General features: G+C 38.1%; 16 protein-coding genes. 14 read left to right on the top strand and 2 right to left on the bottom strand.

Annotated elements, in window-relative coordinates:
* Positions 1-114 precede the first annotated feature (114 nt).
* The gene (pulA, locus tag QUF99_RS24440) at positions 115-2256 is read left to right on the top strand and encodes a type I pullulanase (protein ID WP_289373553.1); all 2142 of its coding nucleotides are present in this window, start codon (positions 115-117) and stop codon (positions 2254-2256) included.
* Between the two features lie 426 nt (positions 2257-2682).
* Entirely contained in the window at positions 2683-3480 is a 798-nt protein-coding gene (locus tag QUF99_RS24435; RefSeq protein WP_289373552.1) for a phosphotransferase family protein, read from the top strand.
* 2 nt (positions 3481-3482) lie between these two features.
* On the opposite strand, the gene QUF99_RS24430 is transcribed toward QUF99_RS24435, so the two are convergent.
* A complete protein-coding gene (locus QUF99_RS24430) occupies positions 3483-3761 on the bottom strand; it encodes a YtzH-like family protein (RefSeq protein WP_289373551.1) in 279 nt (92 codons plus the stop codon).
* Positions 3762-4210: 449 nt separating this feature from the next.
* On the opposite strand from QUF99_RS24430, the gene trmB reads away from it, so the two are divergent.
* The 7 genes from trmB to QUF99_RS24395 all read left to right on the top strand — a co-directional run bounded on the left by trmB (position 4211) and on the right by QUF99_RS24395 (position 12295).
* A complete protein-coding gene (trmB, locus tag QUF99_RS24425) occupies positions 4211-4864 on the top strand; it encodes a tRNA (guanosine(46)-N7)-methyltransferase TrmB (protein WP_289373550.1) in 654 nt (217 codons plus the stop codon).
* Positions 4865-4944: 80 nt separating this feature from the next.
* Complete coding sequence (locus QUF99_RS24420; RefSeq protein ID WP_289373548.1) at positions 4945-5808, top strand: YtnP family quorum-quenching lactonase; 864 nt, start codon at positions 4945-4947, stop codon at positions 5806-5808.
* 324 nt (positions 5809-6132) lie between these two features.
* Positions 6133-7704 (top strand): fatty acid--CoA ligase, encoded by a 1572-nt coding sequence (locus QUF99_RS24415; RefSeq protein WP_289373546.1) that lies wholly within the window; start codon positions 6133-6135, stop codon positions 7702-7704.
* Positions 7701-8846 (top strand): acyl-CoA dehydrogenase family protein, encoded by a 1146-nt coding sequence (locus tag QUF99_RS24410; RefSeq protein WP_289373544.1) that lies wholly within the window; start codon positions 7701-7703, stop codon positions 8844-8846. The genes QUF99_RS24415 and QUF99_RS24410 overlap by 4 nt, the downstream gene beginning before the upstream one ends.
* On the top strand, positions 8846-9961 hold the full coding sequence (locus QUF99_RS24405) for a CaiB/BaiF CoA transferase family protein (RefSeq protein WP_483298642.1): 1116 nt from the start codon (positions 8846-8848) through the stop codon (positions 9959-9961). Before QUF99_RS24410 ends, QUF99_RS24405 begins: the two co-directional genes overlap by 1 nt.
* A gap of 313 nt (positions 9962-10274) precedes the next feature.
* The gene (locus QUF99_RS24400) at positions 10275-11147 is read left to right on the top strand and encodes a 3-hydroxyacyl-CoA dehydrogenase family protein (protein WP_289373541.1); all 873 of its coding nucleotides are present in this window, start codon (positions 10275-10277) and stop codon (positions 11145-11147) included.
* Positions 11144-12295, top strand: coding sequence for a thiolase family protein (locus QUF99_RS24395; protein WP_289373539.1), 1152 nt, complete (start codon positions 11144-11146; stop codon positions 12293-12295). Before QUF99_RS24400 ends, QUF99_RS24395 begins: the two co-directional genes overlap by 4 nt.
* Positions 12296-12505: 210 nt before the next feature.
* Here the strand turns inward: QUF99_RS24395 and QUF99_RS24390 are convergent, their stop codons facing one another.
* Positions 12506-12817, bottom strand: coding sequence for a PepSY domain-containing protein (locus QUF99_RS24390; RefSeq protein ID WP_289373538.1), 312 nt, complete (start codon positions 12815-12817; stop codon positions 12506-12508).
* 142 nt (positions 12818-12959) lie between these two features.
* Here QUF99_RS24390 and QUF99_RS24385 point away from each other — a divergent pair, with 142 nt between their 5' ends.
* The 5 genes from QUF99_RS24385 (at position 12960) to ytpR (ending at position 16813) form a co-directional block, all read left to right on the top strand.
* A complete protein-coding gene (locus QUF99_RS24385; RefSeq protein WP_289373536.1) occupies positions 12960-14033 on the top strand; it encodes a M42 family metallopeptidase in 1074 nt (357 codons plus the stop codon).
* 368 nt (positions 14034-14401) lie between these two features.
* The gene (locus QUF99_RS24380; protein WP_289373534.1) at positions 14402-14911 is read left to right on the top strand and encodes a DUF84 family protein; all 510 of its coding nucleotides are present in this window, start codon (positions 14402-14404) and stop codon (positions 14909-14911) included.
* A gap of 82 nt (positions 14912-14993) precedes the next feature.
* Positions 14994-15308 carry a thioredoxin family protein gene (locus QUF99_RS24375; protein ID WP_289373532.1) on the top strand — a complete coding sequence of 105 codons (315 nt, stop codon included), beginning with the start codon at positions 14994-14996 and terminating at the stop codon, positions 15306-15308.
* Between the two features lie 81 nt (positions 15309-15389).
* Positions 15390-16202, top strand: a complete 813-nt coding sequence (locus QUF99_RS24370; RefSeq protein WP_289373531.1) for a DUF1444 domain-containing protein — start codon at positions 15390-15392, stop codon at positions 16200-16202.
* A complete protein-coding gene (gene ytpR, locus QUF99_RS24365; RefSeq protein WP_289373529.1) occupies positions 16199-16813 on the top strand; it encodes a YtpR family tRNA-binding protein in 615 nt (204 codons plus the stop codon). Before QUF99_RS24370 ends, ytpR begins: the two co-directional genes overlap by 4 nt.
* Positions 16814-16905 lie beyond the last annotated feature (92 nt).

Raw genomic sequence — 16905 nt, 5'->3', positions numbered from 1 at the left:
ATAGAAAATAGTTATTTGGTATTTAGAGCCTGATTGGTTCAATTCATCTTTAGGAGAAACAAGTTTCTTCTAAATGAAGTTTCACTTTAATTCCGAGAATGATGGTGATTTTTTATGCTGAAAGTGCAACGTCCATTTGAAGCCTATTTAGATGAAGTGAATAAGATTACAATTTTGCTCCCGCATGCGTATGGAACAAGCCGGACATTTTTTGTACATGACGAAAATCATGTGTGGGAGCTTTCTATTGTTAAAACGCTTTCTCTTTCAGGTGTAACAAAGTATGAAAGTTATATAGAGCATCCGCTTGATGTAGGCCAATCTTATACAGTGCGAGATGAGCGGAATGAGGAAACAGATTTACAAATCGGAGCGGTTATTCGGACAGCTGCATTCGATGAGAGATATTATTATGACGGTACGGATTTAGGAGCTTGTTACGGAAATGAAGCAACGACTTTTAAAGTGTGGGCACCAACTGCAACGCTTGCGAAAGTACGAATTTATAAAAATGATAAAGAATATACAGATCATGAAATGAAAAGGGAAGAGAATGGTGTTTGGTTTCAGGATTTACATGGTGATTGGGAGGGAGCACAATACACGTTTCTCGTTTGTATTAATTTAATATGGCGAGAAGCTGTAGATCCATATGCGAAATCTGTATCAGTGAATGGTACGTATGGAATTGTGATCGACCTTACGAAAACATGTATGGAAGAACAAACGTCATTAACTGAACTTGCTTCTCCAACGGATGCAATTCTTTATGAAATGCATATTCGCGATGCTACAATGCATCCAAATAGTGGTGTGAAACAAAAAGGGACGTATGTTGGATTAGCGGAAGAAAATACGAAGGGAAAGCTGGGAACGGCAACTTCTTTTTCATATATAAAAGAATTAGGTGTCACGCACGTTCAAATATTACCACTGCATCATTTTGCAGGAGTGGACGAAGCAAACCCACTTGAAGCTTATAACTGGGGATATAACCCATTATATTACAATGCTCCAACAGGAGTATATGCAACAGATCCATTCGATCCTTATAACCGAATTCTAGAGTGCAAACAGCTCATTCAGATGTTCCATAAACATGGACTTCGGGTGATTCTGGATGTTGTGTACAATCATGTATATGAACGAGAAACGTCTTCCTTTGAAAAACTCGTGCCAGGATACTATTTTCGGCACGATGAAAATGGTATGCCCTCAAATGGAACTGGCGTCGGGAATGATCTAGCATCCGAACGAAAAATGGTGCGGAAATTTATCATTGATTCTGTTTTGTATTGGCTTACTGAATATGGAGTAGATGGTTTTCGATTTGATTTAATGGGAATTTTAGATGTAGAAACAATGAATGCACTGCAAAAGAAAGTAGCGGCTAAAAAAAAGGATGCGCTGTTATTGGGAGAAGGATGGAATTTACAAACGCCACTTCCAGCAGAAGAAAAGGCAGTGCTATATAACGCGAATAAAATTCCGAAAATTGCACAGTTTAACGATCAATTTCGTGATGCGATAAAAGGCAGCACGTTTGATGTGAGTAAGCGTGGATTTGCATTCGGAGGAAGTGTAGATCCGAAGCATCTGCAATATGTTTTAACAGGAAGTCTTTCGCATGTAAAAGAACAAGGGCTATTTATAGAACCTGTTCAAACGATTAATTATGTCGAATGCCATGACAATATGACGATGTGGGATAAATTGGTGTGCAGTAATCAAGAAGCCGAGCATATACAAAAACGTCGTCATCGTTTAGCGACAGTGATGACGTTACTCGCACAAGGTATTCCGTTTTTGCATGCAGGACAAGAATTTTACCGTTCAAAGAATGGAAATGAAAACAGTTATAATGCGCTTGACGAGATTAATCAAATAGATTGGGATCGAAAAGAAAGAGAAATGGAAACGATCGCTTATATACAAGGAATCATCGCAATTCGCATGGCACACGGGGCATTTCGTTCACCAAATTCTGACTTAATAAAGAAACATATGACCTTTTTGCAAACGCCTTCTTCTATCGTTGCTTACCGTCTGCAGCATGTCGAGCAATTTGGACCTTGGAAGGAGATTGTCGTTTTGTTTCATAGCGGATTACAATCAGAAACGATTTCTCTACCAAAAAATGAAATGTGGTATGTATTAGCAGATGATAAAGTAGCAAATGTACAGCCGATTTCTGCATTTCAAGGAAATGAGCTGCAAATGGCTCCGATTAGTTCGTATATAGTGGCGATAATGTGACAAATCGCCACTTGACGATGAGAATGTAATAAATGTAGAATTGATAAAGGTGACGATTTTGATAAGTTGCCATTCTATCATTGATTTTATAAAATAAAGTAAAAAGATTGGGCATTTTGTTTGTCCTACTTTTTTGGCATGTGCCAAGATTTCTTTTTCTTTCATTCAATTACGGTATGTGTTCAAAAAGGAGGATAAAGAGAGCCGAGTAGTTCGAGGCGCGGAAGCTAGGAGGATACGGAGTGTAGATGGAGTTACATGAGTACTGGGCTGGTGACGCAACGAAGAAATAGGGCAGCTATCTTTACAGGACTTTTTGAACATCCTCTTACAATAAAAAATATTTATATGAATCCACAACAGATTCAAAAGATGTTGCGGTTTTTCTTTTCATAACTATAAAAGATAAGGATTTGTTAACGGGTAATGAATATGGAATGGTTGGAACAATTATTAGGAGAAGAGTGGGGAATTATACCAGCTGGTGGGGCGACAGGTGACGCTTATATTGCGCAGAATGGGCAGCAAAAGTTATTTTTAAAGCGGAATACATCGCCCTTCTTGGCGGTATTGTCAGCAGAGGGAATTGTTCCAAAGTTACTTTGGACAAGAAGAGTAACAAATGGTGATGTGATTTCAGCACAAAAATGGCTTCCAGGACAGAAACTAGAGCCAGAGGACATGAAGCTAGAACGTGTTGCGAAGCTTTTAAAAAAAATACATTCTTCTAAAGCGCTTGTGCAGATGATACAAAGGCTTGGTAAGCAGCCGTTACATGCGCAAGATTTGCTGCAAGAAGTACATTTTATTTTAAAAGATGATATAAAAAAAGACGAAATCATTCATAAAGGACTTCAGTATTTACAGAAGTCCCTTGTGAATGTGGAATATGATGAGCTTGTCGTCTGCCATTGTGATGTAAATCATAACAATTGGCTATTATCAGATGAAAATGAATTGTTTTTAATTGATTGGGATGGGGCAGTCATTGCGGATCCTGCCCTTGATATCGGTATGCTATTATATTGGTATGTGCCCCGTGAACAGTGGGACGAATGGCTAGGGTATTATGATATTGAAATGACTGACTCACTGCTTTATCGTATGAAGTGGTATGTTGTGGCACAGTCTATCATTTCTATTCAATGGCATACGACAAAAAATCAACAAGTAGAAGTTAAATATTGGCATCAATATTTAAAACAACTACTTGCTTCTGAGTAAATTTAAGAAAAACTATCCATTCCAGAAATCCATTGTGAAAGTTGCTCTTGATTGTTGGAAATATGATTGTCTAAATCAGGAGAGTATTTACCCGATTGACTATAATAATATACATCGTTTAGCATTGCTTTCACATCGCTATTCACATTATCGTTTACAAGCAATGATTGAATGAGGCGTTCTAATTGTTCGCATTCAGAAACTGTTCCACAGCAATCACTTTGGTGATTGACTAAAATATCTTTTAAAATTTCTAATTGATGTTTTTGATTAATCGGCATGACTGGATCATCCTTTCGATTGTTGTTCTACTTGAACAAGTAAGAGAAGTGTTCTGTTTCGTCATGAAGTAGTTAATCATAGGCTAACAAAACTTCTGTATCCGAATGGAAGTTTCGTTGTATGCTCTTTATAGTCTTTATCAAAATGATACATCTTATACTTGAAAGAAACGGACCGAGTGCTCGTACGTACTTGGTTTTTTGTTTGATATATTCATTTTTTATCCCGCTATTCGCATGCAGTAATACCCCCACCCAAAGTTCTGAAAGAGGCAAAGAAGTTAGGCAGTGGGGGATGAAGAAAAACCCACTGATTAAAGTTTCACTTTATTAAAACAGTCGGTAAGCTGAGTTACAAGAAAGTAATCTACTGAAAAATATGAGTGATTCAAGAAACGATTTGGGAGAAGAACATTCTACAATAGCTAAATAAAGAGAGGAAGACAACTATGCGCTTAAGACATAAACCATATGCAATGGATCGAATCAATGAGTATTCGCAGTTTGTAATTGGAAATCCGGAGGAGCACCGCGGCAATTGGCAAGCGTTGTTTGAAAATGACCATCCGATTCATATTGAAGTTGGAACAGGACGTGGTCGCTTTGTTTATGAAATGGCGAAAGCAAATCCACATATTAATTACATTGGGATTGAAAAATTCACAAGTGTTATCGTAGATGCACTAGATAAATTGATTGAAGAAGAAGTACCGAATTTAAAGTTAATTAATAAAGACGCTGAAGATTTAACTGTCTTTTTTGCAGAAGGTGAAATTGACCGTGTTTATTTAAATTTCTCAGATCCATGGCCGAAAAACCGTCATGAAAAACGTCGTTTAACATCTGAAATATTTTTACGCAATTACGAAGAAGTGCTTGTAAAAGGCGGAGAAATTCATTTTAAAACGGATAACCAAGCGTTATTCGAATACTCGCTTATGAGCATGGCCGAGTATGGCATGTTATTAACATTCCTTAGCTTAGATCTCCATAAGAGTGATTTTGAAGGTAACATTATGACAGAATACGAAGAGAAGTTTTCTAGTAAAGGAAATCGTATTTATCGCGTAGAAGCGAAGTATCGTACGGAACCTGTGCAGTAATGCACAGGTTTTTTAACATTGTATAAAGACTTTTTTTTCTGAATTTTATGTTAAGATTAAAGAGAAAAGGGGAGTGGAAAATGGAACGTTTACAAGTGGGAGAAATACAAGTGACATGGCTACATGGAGGAAATACGCATTTAGATGGAGGAGCGATGTTTGGCGTTGTGCCGAAAGTGCTTTGGTCACGTAAATATAAACATAATGATACAAATCATATTTGTTTACGAACAGATCCATTGCTTTTACAAACGAAAGATGGAAATATGCTGATTGATTCAGGCATAGGAAACAATAAAATGAATGAGAAGATGAAGCGAAATCAAGGAGTGACAGAAGAATCATCGGTTGAACAGTCACTTAGCGAGCTTGGCTTGAAAAATGAAGATATTGATTATGTGTTAATGACGCATCTTCATTTTGATCATGCATCAGGCTTAACGAAATGGGAAGATGATAAGCTTGTTCCAACATTTCCAAATGCAAAAATATATGTGTCACAAACGGAATGGGATGAAATGAGAAATCCTAATATTCGCTCACGGAATACATATTGGAAGGAAAATTGGGAGCCGATTGTGCAGCAAGTCGTTACTTTCCCAGAGGAAATTCATGTGACGGATGAAGTAAGAATGGTACATACAGGTGGGCACAGCGATGGACATGCGGTTATTGTGGTTCAAAGTAAGGAAGAAACGTTGCTACATTTAGCGGATCTTTTACCAACGCATGCCCATCAAAATGTACTGTGGGTTATGGCGTACGATGATTATCCAATGACATCAATTGAACATAAGCAAAAATGGATAAAGTATGGCACGGAGCAAAAGGCATGGTTTACATTTTACCATGATGCTTATTACCGGGCTGTGAAGTGGAATGAGGAAGGAACTATGGTAGAGAAGGTAGAGCGAAAAGAAGTAGATGTATCAAGTGAAGTGTAAGACTTTTATATTTTTTATCCCGCTATTCGCGTGCAGTAATATCCCCACCTCAAAGTTCTGCAAGAAGCAAAGAAGTTAGGTGGTGAATAAACTGCTCGTAAAAGCCCGATTCGTGAGGGCTAATAATCAGTAGGGGGGGTGAAGAACCCCCCTACTGATTAAAGTTTCACTTTATGTTCTCTTTCAACTGCCAACTACGTAATTGTAACTATTTGTCGAAAGAATCATCTTTAAAATATTCTGAAAATTGTTATAATATCCCTGAGTTACTACATTATTATGCGTTTTACAGTGTAAGCATTTTATTTGAAAGGGGGAAACATATTGTATATGACGATTGGAAAGCTGCTTGAATTGACTACTGGAAATTATCCAGATAAAGAAGCGATTGTTGAACCGAAAAAAAAGATTCGCTGGACGTATACAGAATGGAATGAACAGGTGGACAAGCTAGCTCATGCACTTCAAAAAAGTGGTATACAAAAAGGTGACCGCGTCTCGACATTTCTTTTTAATAGTAGTGAACTAGCAACTACATGTTTCGCTTGTGCAAAAATTGGAGCCATATTTAACCCAATTAATTTTAGGCTAAAACCACAAGAACTCATTTATATATTAGAAGATGCTTCGCCAAAAATCGTACTTTTTGAACAGCAATTATCCTCTCAAGTACAAAGTATTCATAAACAATTTCCTCATATTCAGTTCTGGTACATTGACCAAAATCATCCACCGTTTTCTATTTCTTATGAAGAAAAATTATCCAATGCATTACCGAAATTTAAAACAGTAGAAGTAAAAGAAGATGATATTTGTTCCATTATGTATACAAGTGGAACAACTGGTTATCCGAAGGGAGTACTCCACCGTCATCGAGAAATTATTGATCAAAGTTTAATAGGGATCGCATATTTACATTATACCGAAAATAGTCGTGGTCTTGTAACAGCGCCGATGTTTCATTGTGCTGAGCTACATTGTTGCTTCGTTCCAAGGGTACATAGCGGCGGAGCGAATATTATTCTGCACCATTTTGATGCGAAGAATGTGCTTGAAACGATTGAAAAAGAGAAAGTTACTGTTATGTTTGCGGCACCTACAATGTGGAATATGATGTTGCAGGAAGATTTAGTACAGTATGATTTATCTTCTCTCAGGTACGGTTTATATGGGGCAGCTTCAATGGCACCGGCACTTGTAAAAGCTTGTGATGAAAAATTGAATGTTTCATTAGTACAAGCTTATGGTATGACAGAAATGGGACCGGCAGTTACTTTTTTACGAGAGAATGAGCAGCTTTCTAAAGTAGGTTCTGCAGGAAAGGCTGCCTATAATCATGAAATTCGTATTGTTCGTCCAAATGAAGAAGGGCTATCTGAACCAAATGATATATTACGACCGTATGAAATCGGAGAAATTATTATGCGAGGTTCCTGTTTGATGGAAGGGTATTACAACGATGAAGAGGCGACAGCAAAAGCATTATATAAAGGATGGTACCATTCAGGAGATTTAGGTTATGTAGATACAGATGGTTATTTGTACATTGCAGACCGTGTTGATGATATGGTCGTTAGTGGCGGAGAAAACATTTATCCACGTGAGGTCGAGGACTTTTTGTATACACATGAAAGCATTCTAGATGTTGCGGTGCTTGGAGAAAAAGATGAGATTTGGGGAGAACGTGTCCTTGCATACATTGTTTCAAAAGATCAGTCTCTTACCGAAGAGATGTTAGATGAGTATTGCAAAACAAGTGACAAGCTTGCTGATTATAAACGTCCGCGCCGCTATGTATTTGTTGAACAACTGCCAAGAAATGCGAGCGGTAAAATTCAAAAATTTATTTTACGCAGCCAAGGGGCAGAAGCGAAGGCTAAGGGGAGAATACGATGAGACATAAGTATTTACAGGAAGAGCATCACATTTTTCGTGATGCCTTTCATAAATTTTTAGAAAAAGAAGCATATCCATACTATAACGAATGGGAAAAAGAAGGAATGATTCCTCGTTCTTTATGGACAAGTATGGGGAATAAAGGCTTTCTTTGTCCAATGGTAGATGAGCAGTATGGTGGAGCGGGTACTGATTTTGGATATTCGGTTGTCATTAACGAGGAACTTGAAAAGGTTGGATCAAGTTTAATTGGAATTGGTTTGCATAATGACATTGTTGTTCCATACTTCACGCAGTATGGAACAGAAGAACAAAAGCAGCGTTGGTTACCAAAATGCGTAAGCGGCGAATATATAACTGCAATTGCGATGACGGAGCCAGGAACAGGTTCTGATTTGGCGAGTATTGGAACAACTGCAAAAAAAGAAGGCGATTATTATGTCGTGAATGGTGAAAAAACATTTATTACAAATGGTATTCATGCGGATTTAATCGTTGTTGTTTGTAAGACAGATACAAGTGTCAAGCCAGCTCATCAGGGCATGAGTTTACTCGTTTTAGAAAGAGGAATGGAAGGATTTAAGAGAGGGAAAAAACTTAAAAAAATCGGCTTACATAGTCAAGATACAGCAGAACTTATTTTTGAAGATGTAAAAGTTCCTGCTTTGAATTTGTTAGGAGAAGAAGGGAAAGGCTTTTATTATCTCATGGAAAAGTTGCAGCAAGAACGTCTCATCGTTGCAGTTGCTGCTAAAACAGCGGCAGAAGTGATGCTACATGTAACGAAAAACTATGTACAAGAGCGAAAAGCATTCGGAAAAAATATAAGTGATTTTCAAACGGTACAGTTTCGATTAGCAGAGATGTATACAGAAATTGAAATTGGTAGAACATTTGTAGATGACTGTATTGCTGCTCATATGAATGGTGAGAACATCGTGACAAAAGTATCGATGGCGAAGTGGTGGTTAACAGATCTTGCAAAAAAAGTATCAGCAGAGTGCGTACAGCTGCACGGCGGATATGGATATATGGAAGAATATGAGATTGCGCGACGTTATCGTGATATTCCAGTAAGCACGATTTATGCTGGAACGAATGAGATTATGAAAAATATTATTGCGAAAAGTATGGGCTTATGATGCTGAAAGGAATAACAGTTGTTGATTTTTCTCATTACTTACCAGGTCCGTATGCCGCGCTGCGCCTTGCTGATTTAGGTGCAGAAGTAATCAAAGTAGAACCGCTTTATGGTGATTTAGCAAGAGGGTTGGAGTCAGATAATCAGGCGTTTTTTTATGCAAATAATCGTAATAAGAAAAGTATTGCAATAAACGTAAAGCATCCAGAAGGAGTAGCGGTAGTGAAAAAACTTCTTCAAAAAGCTGACGTTTTAATAGAAAGCTTCCGGCCTAACGTAATGAACCGTCTTGGCCTTGGATACCAAGAAGTTAAACGGATAAATAAAAGTGTCATTTATGCTTCATTAACTGGATATGGACAAAAGAAAGAACATTCGAACCTTGCAAGCCACGATATAAATTTTATGGCAGTAAGTGGCGTATTAGCGCAGTTGAAAGATCAAGAAGGCATCCCGGTTCATCCCAAAATTACCCTTGGAGATGAGGTAGGCGGAATGATGACGTCAGAAAAAATTATGGCAGCATTGTTTCAAAGAGAGCGAACTGGGGAAGGGAGTTATCTCGATATTTCCCTTGCAGATAGCTTAATGATGTTAATGAACAATCATATTATGCTTGAAAAAATGTATAACAAACGTCATGGGTTAGATTTACTTAGCGGTAAGATTATATGTTATTCCATCTATGAAACGAGTGATGAAAGGTTTGTTGCGTTTGGAGCAGTTGAACATAAATTTTGGCATTCCTTTTGTGAAGCGGTAGGAAGAGTAGAATGGAGCGATAAGCAATATGAACTAGCTCAAGATGGTCAAATCATTTATGAGCAAATGAAAGTAATCTTTGCTAGTAAGCCATTGGCGTATTGGACGAAATTTGCGATAGAAGTGGATTGTTGTTTGGCGCCTATTTTGGAGACAAATGAATTATCGTCGTCACCATTTACAAGACATCTAGTAAACGAGAAAGGATATGTATTTACACATACGAGTCACACATTTACGAATCCGCCAAAGCTTGGTGAGCATACAGAAGAAGTGTTGCAAAAACTTGGATTATCAAAGTTAGAGATTGAGAGGTTGGAACAATTAGATGTGATTGGGCGAGTTCGTGTATGAATAATTAGAGAGATCCATTGTTCACTAATGTGTAAGAATATTTCGAAAAAATGATTCGTTTTTGAAATGAATTCTAAAGGAGTAAATATATAAATACAAATTAAAAAACCGACATAAAGCCCTTCTTTTTAGGTGGGAGAGAGTATCCGGCCATGCATAGAAGTGGTCAGGGTCAGATCCTTTTTCCTGCCCAGACATAGTGAAAACAAAGAGAGAAAACGAGTGCAGGTCACCTCTTGTTATCTATAGCCACGGCTTATATGTCGAAAAATCAAAATGGATTTATATAGAAAATAATTATAGGAGGAAAATAATGATTCAAAATATCGCAGTAATTGGTGTAGGGATTATGGGGAGTGGGATTGTCCAAGCGTTAGCAATGGGCGGTAAATATGTGAAAATGTATGACGTATCAGAAGAAAGTTTACAAAAAGCGTATGGAGCTATTACGACAAGCTTGAGTCGGTTCGTGAACGCAGGGCGTATGACAGAGGAAGATAAAAATAGCATTCTAACTCATATTACTTCTACAGTTATACTGGAAGAAGCTTGTCAAAATGTAGAGCTTGTTATTGAAGCGGTACCAGAAAAATTACAGTTAAAGAAGGAGATTTTTCAAAAGCTAGATTTGTATACATCGCAATCTACTATTCTAGCAACGAATACGTCTGAATTAAGTGTAACTGCGATTGCAAGTGTAACAAATCGTCCAGAGAAAGTAGTGGGGATGCATTGGTTTAATCCCGCTCCTGTTATGAAGCTCGTTGAGATTGTACGAGGAGTGGTTACGGCAGAAAGTACGATACAAGCAGTAAGAACAGTGTCAGAAGAAAGCGGGAAAGAAACGGTTGTTGTGAAAGATATGCAGGGATTTGTGACGTCACGGGCAATTGCTATTCATATGTTAGAGTGCATGCGTATGTATGAAGAAGGAATCGCAAGTAAAGAGGATATTGATAAGGCGATTAGGCTTGGCTTGAACTATCCAATGGGACCATTTGAATTAGCAGATTATGTAGGTTTAGATACGATGCTATTTGCGAGCGAAGGACTAATGGAAGCATTTGGTGATAGATTTAGAGCACCGCAAACACTTGTGAAACTTGTAGAAGCAGGACAGCTTGGCAGAAAAACTGGTAAGGGTTTTTATGATTATCAAAAAGGGAAAGTAGGCGAGAAAATATGAAGCGGGACGTTGTCATTGTTGAGGCTGTACGTACGCCAGTTGGTAAAAGAAATGGGGCGTTTCGTTTACTTCACCCAGTGCAACTTGCAGCAGTTGCACTGGGTGAAGTAACAAAACGGGGGAATATTGAGAAAGAGCTCGTAGAAGATATTGTTATGGGGTGTGTAACGCCAATTAACGAGCAAGGTTTTAATATCGGGAGACTTTCGGCACTTGAAGCGGGTTTTCCTATTACAGTTCCAGCGGTAACGATTAATCGGCTTTGTGGTTCTGGGCAACAAGCTATTCACTTTGCCGCGCAAGAAATTAAATCAGGGGATATGGATATTACGATCGCGGCTGGTGTTGAACATATGACAAAAGTTCCTATTTTAAGTGATGGAAATGAACAGACAATCCCAAATAGTCTTCATGAAAAGTATCAATTTGTGCATCAAGGTGTATCTGCTGAGATGATTGCTGAAAAATATGGTATTACCCGTGAACAGTTAGATACTTACGCGCTAGAAAGTCATAGACGAGCACTTCAAGCTATTGAATCTAGACACTTTCAGCGAGAGATTGTACCACTGCGCGGTGTAGATAAAGAAGGTAATGAAATATTAGTTGAAAATGATGAAGGTCCGAGAAGGGATACTTCTTACGAAGCGCTAGCCAATTTAAGAACAGTATTTAAAGAAAATGGAGCGATTACAGCAGGAAATGCAAGTCAAATTAGTGATGGTGCTGCAGCAATCTTGCTGATGGATAGTGAAAAAGCTAAAGAGCTAGGTTGTAAAGCGCGTGCTCGTATTATTAATCAAGTGGTTGTTGGTTCTGATCCGACGATAATGCTTGATGGCGTTATCCCTGCGACGAAAAAGGTGTTACAAAAATCAAATTTAACAATTCATGATATGGATGTTGTAGAAATCAATGAAGCATTTGCATCGGTTGTTTTAGCATGGCAAAAGGAAATGGAAGCAGATTTACAAAAGGTGAATGTTAACGGTGGTGCGATTGCATTAGGTCATCCACTTGGGGCAACTGGTGCAAAATTAATGACTTCTCTTCTTCATGAATTGGAGAGGCGGAAGGGAAGGTACGGCCTACTGACAATTTGCATCGGACATGGGATGTCAACAGCGATGATAATTGAAAGAATGTGAAAAGGCGTGCGGAAATTCATCTGCACGCTGCTATCCCGCTATTGGCGGACAGTAATACCCTCATCTCAAAGCTCTGTAAGAAGCAAAGCAGTTAGGGGGATTATTACTGTCCGTAAAAGCCCGATTGGTTAGGGCTAATGATTAGTGGGGGATGAAGAATCCCCCACTAATCAAAGGTTCACTTTATGTTTTCGGATTTTTCGAGTTCTTTCAAGCAGCTTTTACTTCTAAAACAGTACCTGTTTTTGCATCTACTAAAAATTCAAATCGTTCTTGTATGTCGTTCATCATTGTTGTGAGACCGCCACGATATACTTCGTATGCGACATCGTATTTTTCAAATGTCTCTGGAACCATATGTACCCAAGAGCCAGTAACTTCACCTTTATGACTTAATGCTTGTTTCACCATTTTTAATGCTTTTTCTGAAGAAATATGGGATTGTTCTTGAACTTTGTTTGCAACAAGATAACCAGCTGCAAATCCTACTCCAAGACCAGCTAGTAAACCCTTCCAGTTCATATATTCACCTCAATTCTATGAAATAGTATGTCAATAATAAGTATAATGCAATTCAAATGAAAAAAGAAGAAACTAGAAACATTTCGAAAATTTCGTTACAATAAAAGAAGCATTCTACTAAGGTTTGAAGGAAGGGAACTTCGTGAATAAAGAGACATTAGAGTTATTTCGTACATTAACAGAATTACAAGGTACTTCAGGATTCGAACATGATGTACGCCACTTTATGAAACAAGAGTTAAGTAAATATGCAGATGAAATTGTACAAGACGGATTAGGTAGTGTGTTCGGTTTGAAAAAAGGGGATGAAAACGGCCCGCGCGTTCTTGTAGCTGGTCATATGGATGAAGTTGGCTTTATGGTCACGCAAATTACGAAAAACGGGATGATTCGTTTTCAAACGCTAGGCGGCTGGTGGAGTCAAGTATTGCTTGCGCAGCGTGTGCAAATTATGACGAAGAATGGTCCGATCGTTGGGGTTGTTGGTTCTATCCCACCCCATTTATTAAGTGACGCGCAGCGTGCCAAACCGATGGATATAAAAAATATGTTAATTGATATAGGTGCAGATAGCTATGAGCAAGCACTTGAAATTGGTGTAAAGCCAGGACAGCAAATCGTTCCAATTTGTCCATTTACGCCAATGGCAAACGAAAAAAAAATTATGGCGAAAGCTTGGGACAACCGTTACGGTTGCGGCCTTGCGATTGAATTGTTAAAAGAATTAAAAGATGAAACATTGCCAAACACGTTATACTCTGGTGCAACTGTTCAAGAGGAAGTTGGGCTTCGTGGAGCACAAACAGCTGCGAATATGATTCAACCTGATATTTTCTACGCTCTTGATGCAAGTCCTGCAAATGATGCATCTGGTGATACAACACAGTTCGGTCAGTTAGGAAAAGGGGCATTACTTCGTATTTATGACCGTACAATGGTAACACATAGAGGAATGCGTGAATTTATTTTAGATACAGCAGAAACACATAATATTCCATACCAATACTTCATTTCACAAGGTGGTACAGATGCTGGTCGTGTACATACAAGTAACTCTGGTATTCCATCAGCAGTAATTGGTGTTTGTGCTCGTTACATTCATACACATGCTTCTATCTTACATGTTGATGATTATGCGGCGGCAAAAGAATTGATTACGAAACTTGTAAAAGCAACAGATAAAACAACATTGGAAACAATTAAAAACAACGCTTAAAAGAAAGGGCCGTCTTCGGCCTTTTCTTTTCGTATATATAAATACAAATTACAAAACCGACATAAAACCTTTCTTTTTTAGGTGGGAGAGAGCATCTGACCATGCATAGAGGCGGTCAGTGCCTTTTTTAGCCCCATGCCATGTGAAACCAAAAGGAGAAAACGAGTGGGGGTCTTCTTTTGTTTTCGTAGCCGCAATTGATATGTTGGGAAATCAAAAAGGATATATGGTGAGGAACTGATAAAAAAGCATTCTTTTAAGGCGGACGGTTCCTTTTTTACTTCATACAGAGTTAAAAATAAAGAAAGAATAAGAGTGTCAATTATCTTTGGTTCTTTGTAGCACTGATTTATATAGAGGTGAACAATATGAAAGTAGCAGTCGGATCGAAAAATCAAACAAAAGTAGGAGCCGTACAGGAAGTATGGAAAGAGGCGAATATTACTTCTGTTTCTGTTCCTTCAGGAGTAGCAGCACAGCCGTTTTCTGATGAAGAAACGATGCAAGGGGCAATCAATAGAGCGAAGCAAGCGCTAAAAGAAGAACAAGCTGACATCGGTATAGGACTAGAAGGCGGTGTAATGAAAACAGAGCACGGTTTGTTTATGTGCAATTGGGGTGCTTTAGCGACAAGCGCGGGAAAAGTGTTTGTTGCGGGCGGTGCGAGAATTAAGTTGCCTGATGATTTTCTTGTTCCTCTTGAGAGGGGAAAAGAGCTGAGTGAAGTGATGGAGGCATTTGTAAAGCGGAAAGATATTCGTAGCCATGAAGGTGCGATCGGAATTTTTACTGATCATTATGTTGATCGGACACAATTATTTGTACACGTTGTAAAGCTGTTAGTTGGACAATATAAGTATGATGAAAAACAAGCATAAATCTTGCACAGTGCGTGATGTATGGTAGTATAAAAGAAGATTAAACATGAAAAGATACACTTCGTTAGAGGAGGAAATATAGATGAAATCATTAGAAAGTATGGAGCAATTTCAAGAGTTAAAAAATGAAGAGAAAGTCATTTTTATGTTCTCAGCAGAATGGTGCCCAGATTGCCGTTTTATCGACCCATTTATGCGGGAAGTAGAAGAGAAATATAGCGATTTCTCATTTTACTATGTAGATCGTGATGAGTTCATTGACTTATGTATCAAATTAGATGTATTTGGCATTCCTAGCTTTGTAGCGTACAATAAAGGGGAAGAAACTGGACGCTATGTAAACAAAGATCGCAAAACACAAGAACAAATTGAAGAGTTTATTGAAGGGTTAAGATAAGGCGATATCGCCAATTGAATTGTAAGAAACAACCTCTACCTTCGCGGGGGAGGTTCTTTTTTTGGAAGGGAGGCAAACGAAATGAAAATGACAAGCAAAAAGATGAAAGAAGAGTTAATGACTAGATTGGCTCGTCCAGAATGGGAATTTCATTATGATAGCGAAAAAGATACACTTCGTATTGAACAAAAAGATACGAAAAAAGGAATTAACGTTTCGCTCCCAGGAGTTGTGGCGAAATGGGAAGTGAAAAAGGAAACGGCGATTGAAGAGGTTGCGTATTACGTAGAAGAAGCACTGCTTGCTATGCATAAAGAAGAAAGTAGTGCAGCAAAAATTTTACCGGTTATTCGCTCTACTTCTTTCCCAAAGCAAGCGGAAGAAGGAAATCCATTCCTCATGACCGACCATACAGCGGAAACGCGCATTTATTATGCATTAGACTCGAATAAAACATATCGACTCATCGATGAACGTTTATTACAAAAACTAGGACTTACCGAGCAGCAAGTACGTGAGATGGCATTGTTTAATGTTCGTTCATTAAGCTATACGTTTAAACAGGATGAAGTAGCTGACAATACATTCTATTTCCTAAATACAAATGATGGCTATGATGCAAGCCGGATTTTAAATGAATCGCTATTACAAACGATGCGTGAGAAGATTTCTGGCGACATGGTTGTGGCTGTTCCGCACCAAGATGTATTAATTGTTGCTGATATCGTGAACGAAATCGGTTATGATATTATTGCACAAATGACAATGAAGTTTTTTGCAGAAGGTCATGTTCCGATTACATCACTTTCATTCGTATATGAAGATGGGGACTTTGAGCCAATCTTTATTTTAGCGAAAAATCGGAAGCAGACAAATGGAAAAGAGAAAGGATGAACGAAGTGAACGTTTTTTACAACCTTGAAGGAATTGGCGATACATTAATTGTTGCCTTGCAAGATATTACATTAGAAAATCGTACATTTGACCGCAAAGGAGATGTTGCTCGCGTTTATGATCGTGAAAGCAACGTAACAGGAGGATTTAACCTCTTTAATGCGTCTTCTTATGTAGAAGTAAAGGAATCTGGAAACATTACTTTAACAAAAGAGCTTGTTGAAAAAATCAATGAGATTTTAGCAAAGAACGGCTTTGAAGAAAAAGTAGAAGCAGACCTTTCACCAAAATTTGTTGTTGGTTATGTAGCTGAAAAAGAAAAGCATCCAAATGCTGATAAATTAAACATTTGTAAAGTAGAAATCGGTACAGATACATTACAAATCGTATGTGGCGCACCAAACGTTGATGCGGGACAAAAAGTTGTTGTCGCAAAAATCGGTGCTGTAATGCCAAGTGGTATGCTAATTAAGCCAGCTGAGCTTCGCGGTATTCCATCCGCTGGAATGATTTGCTCTGCACGTGAATTAGAGCTTCCAGATGCTCCGCAAGAAAAAGGAATTCTTGTGTTAGAAGATGGCTATGAAATTGGACAAGAATTTACATTTTAATCTCATACATTAAAAATGGTCTCATTATAATAATGAGACCATTTTTTTTTCGCAAAAATATGTTTGTATTGTAATGATTATTTTTAAAATTT

It is taken from the genome of Bacillus sp. DX4.1 (assembly GCF_030348195.1).
Lineage (GTDB): Bacteria > Bacillota > Bacilli > Bacillales > Bacillaceae_G > Bacillus_A.
Note: the sequence above shows the minus strand (reverse complement) of the source record. Positions and strands in the feature narration are given on the sequence as shown.

Coding starts and splice junctions, on each gene's coding strand:
- pulA (WP_289373553.1), top strand. CDS start 115: ATGCTGAAAGTGCAACGTCCATTTGAAGCCTATTTAGATGAAGTGAAT.
- QUF99_RS24435 (WP_289373552.1), top strand. CDS start 2,683: ATGAATATGGAATGGTTGGAACAATTATTAGGAGAAGAGTGGGGAATT.
- QUF99_RS24430 (WP_289373551.1), bottom strand. CDS start 3,761: ATGCCGATTAATCAAAAACATCAATTAGAAATTTTAAAAGATATTTTA.
- trmB (WP_289373550.1), top strand. CDS start 4,211: ATGCGCTTAAGACATAAACCATATGCAATGGATCGAATCAATGAGTAT.
- QUF99_RS24420 (WP_289373548.1), top strand. CDS start 4,945: ATGGAACGTTTACAAGTGGGAGAAATACAAGTGACATGGCTACATGGA.
- QUF99_RS24410 (WP_289373544.1), top strand. CDS start 7,701: ATGAGACATAAGTATTTACAGGAAGAGCATCACATTTTTCGTGATGCC.
- QUF99_RS24405 (WP_483298642.1), top strand. CDS start 8,846: ATGCTGAAAGGAATAACAGTTGTTGATTTTTCTCATTACTTACCAGGT.
- QUF99_RS24400 (WP_289373541.1), top strand. CDS start 10,275: ATGATTCAAAATATCGCAGTAATTGGTGTAGGGATTATGGGGAGTGGG.
- QUF99_RS24395 (WP_289373539.1), top strand. CDS start 11,144: ATGAAGCGGGACGTTGTCATTGTTGAGGCTGTACGTACGCCAGTTGGT.
- QUF99_RS24390 (WP_289373538.1), bottom strand. CDS start 12,817: ATGAACTGGAAGGGTTTACTAGCTGGTCTTGGAGTAGGATTTGCAGCT.
- QUF99_RS24380 (WP_289373534.1), top strand. CDS start 14,402: ATGAAAGTAGCAGTCGGATCGAAAAATCAAACAAAAGTAGGAGCCGTA.
- QUF99_RS24375 (WP_289373532.1), top strand. CDS start 14,994: ATGAAATCATTAGAAAGTATGGAGCAATTTCAAGAGTTAAAAAATGAA.
- QUF99_RS24370 (WP_289373531.1), top strand. CDS start 15,390: ATGAAAATGACAAGCAAAAAGATGAAAGAAGAGTTAATGACTAGATTG.
- ytpR (WP_289373529.1), top strand. CDS start 16,199: ATGAACGAAGTGAACGTTTTTTACAACCTTGAAGGAATTGGCGATACA.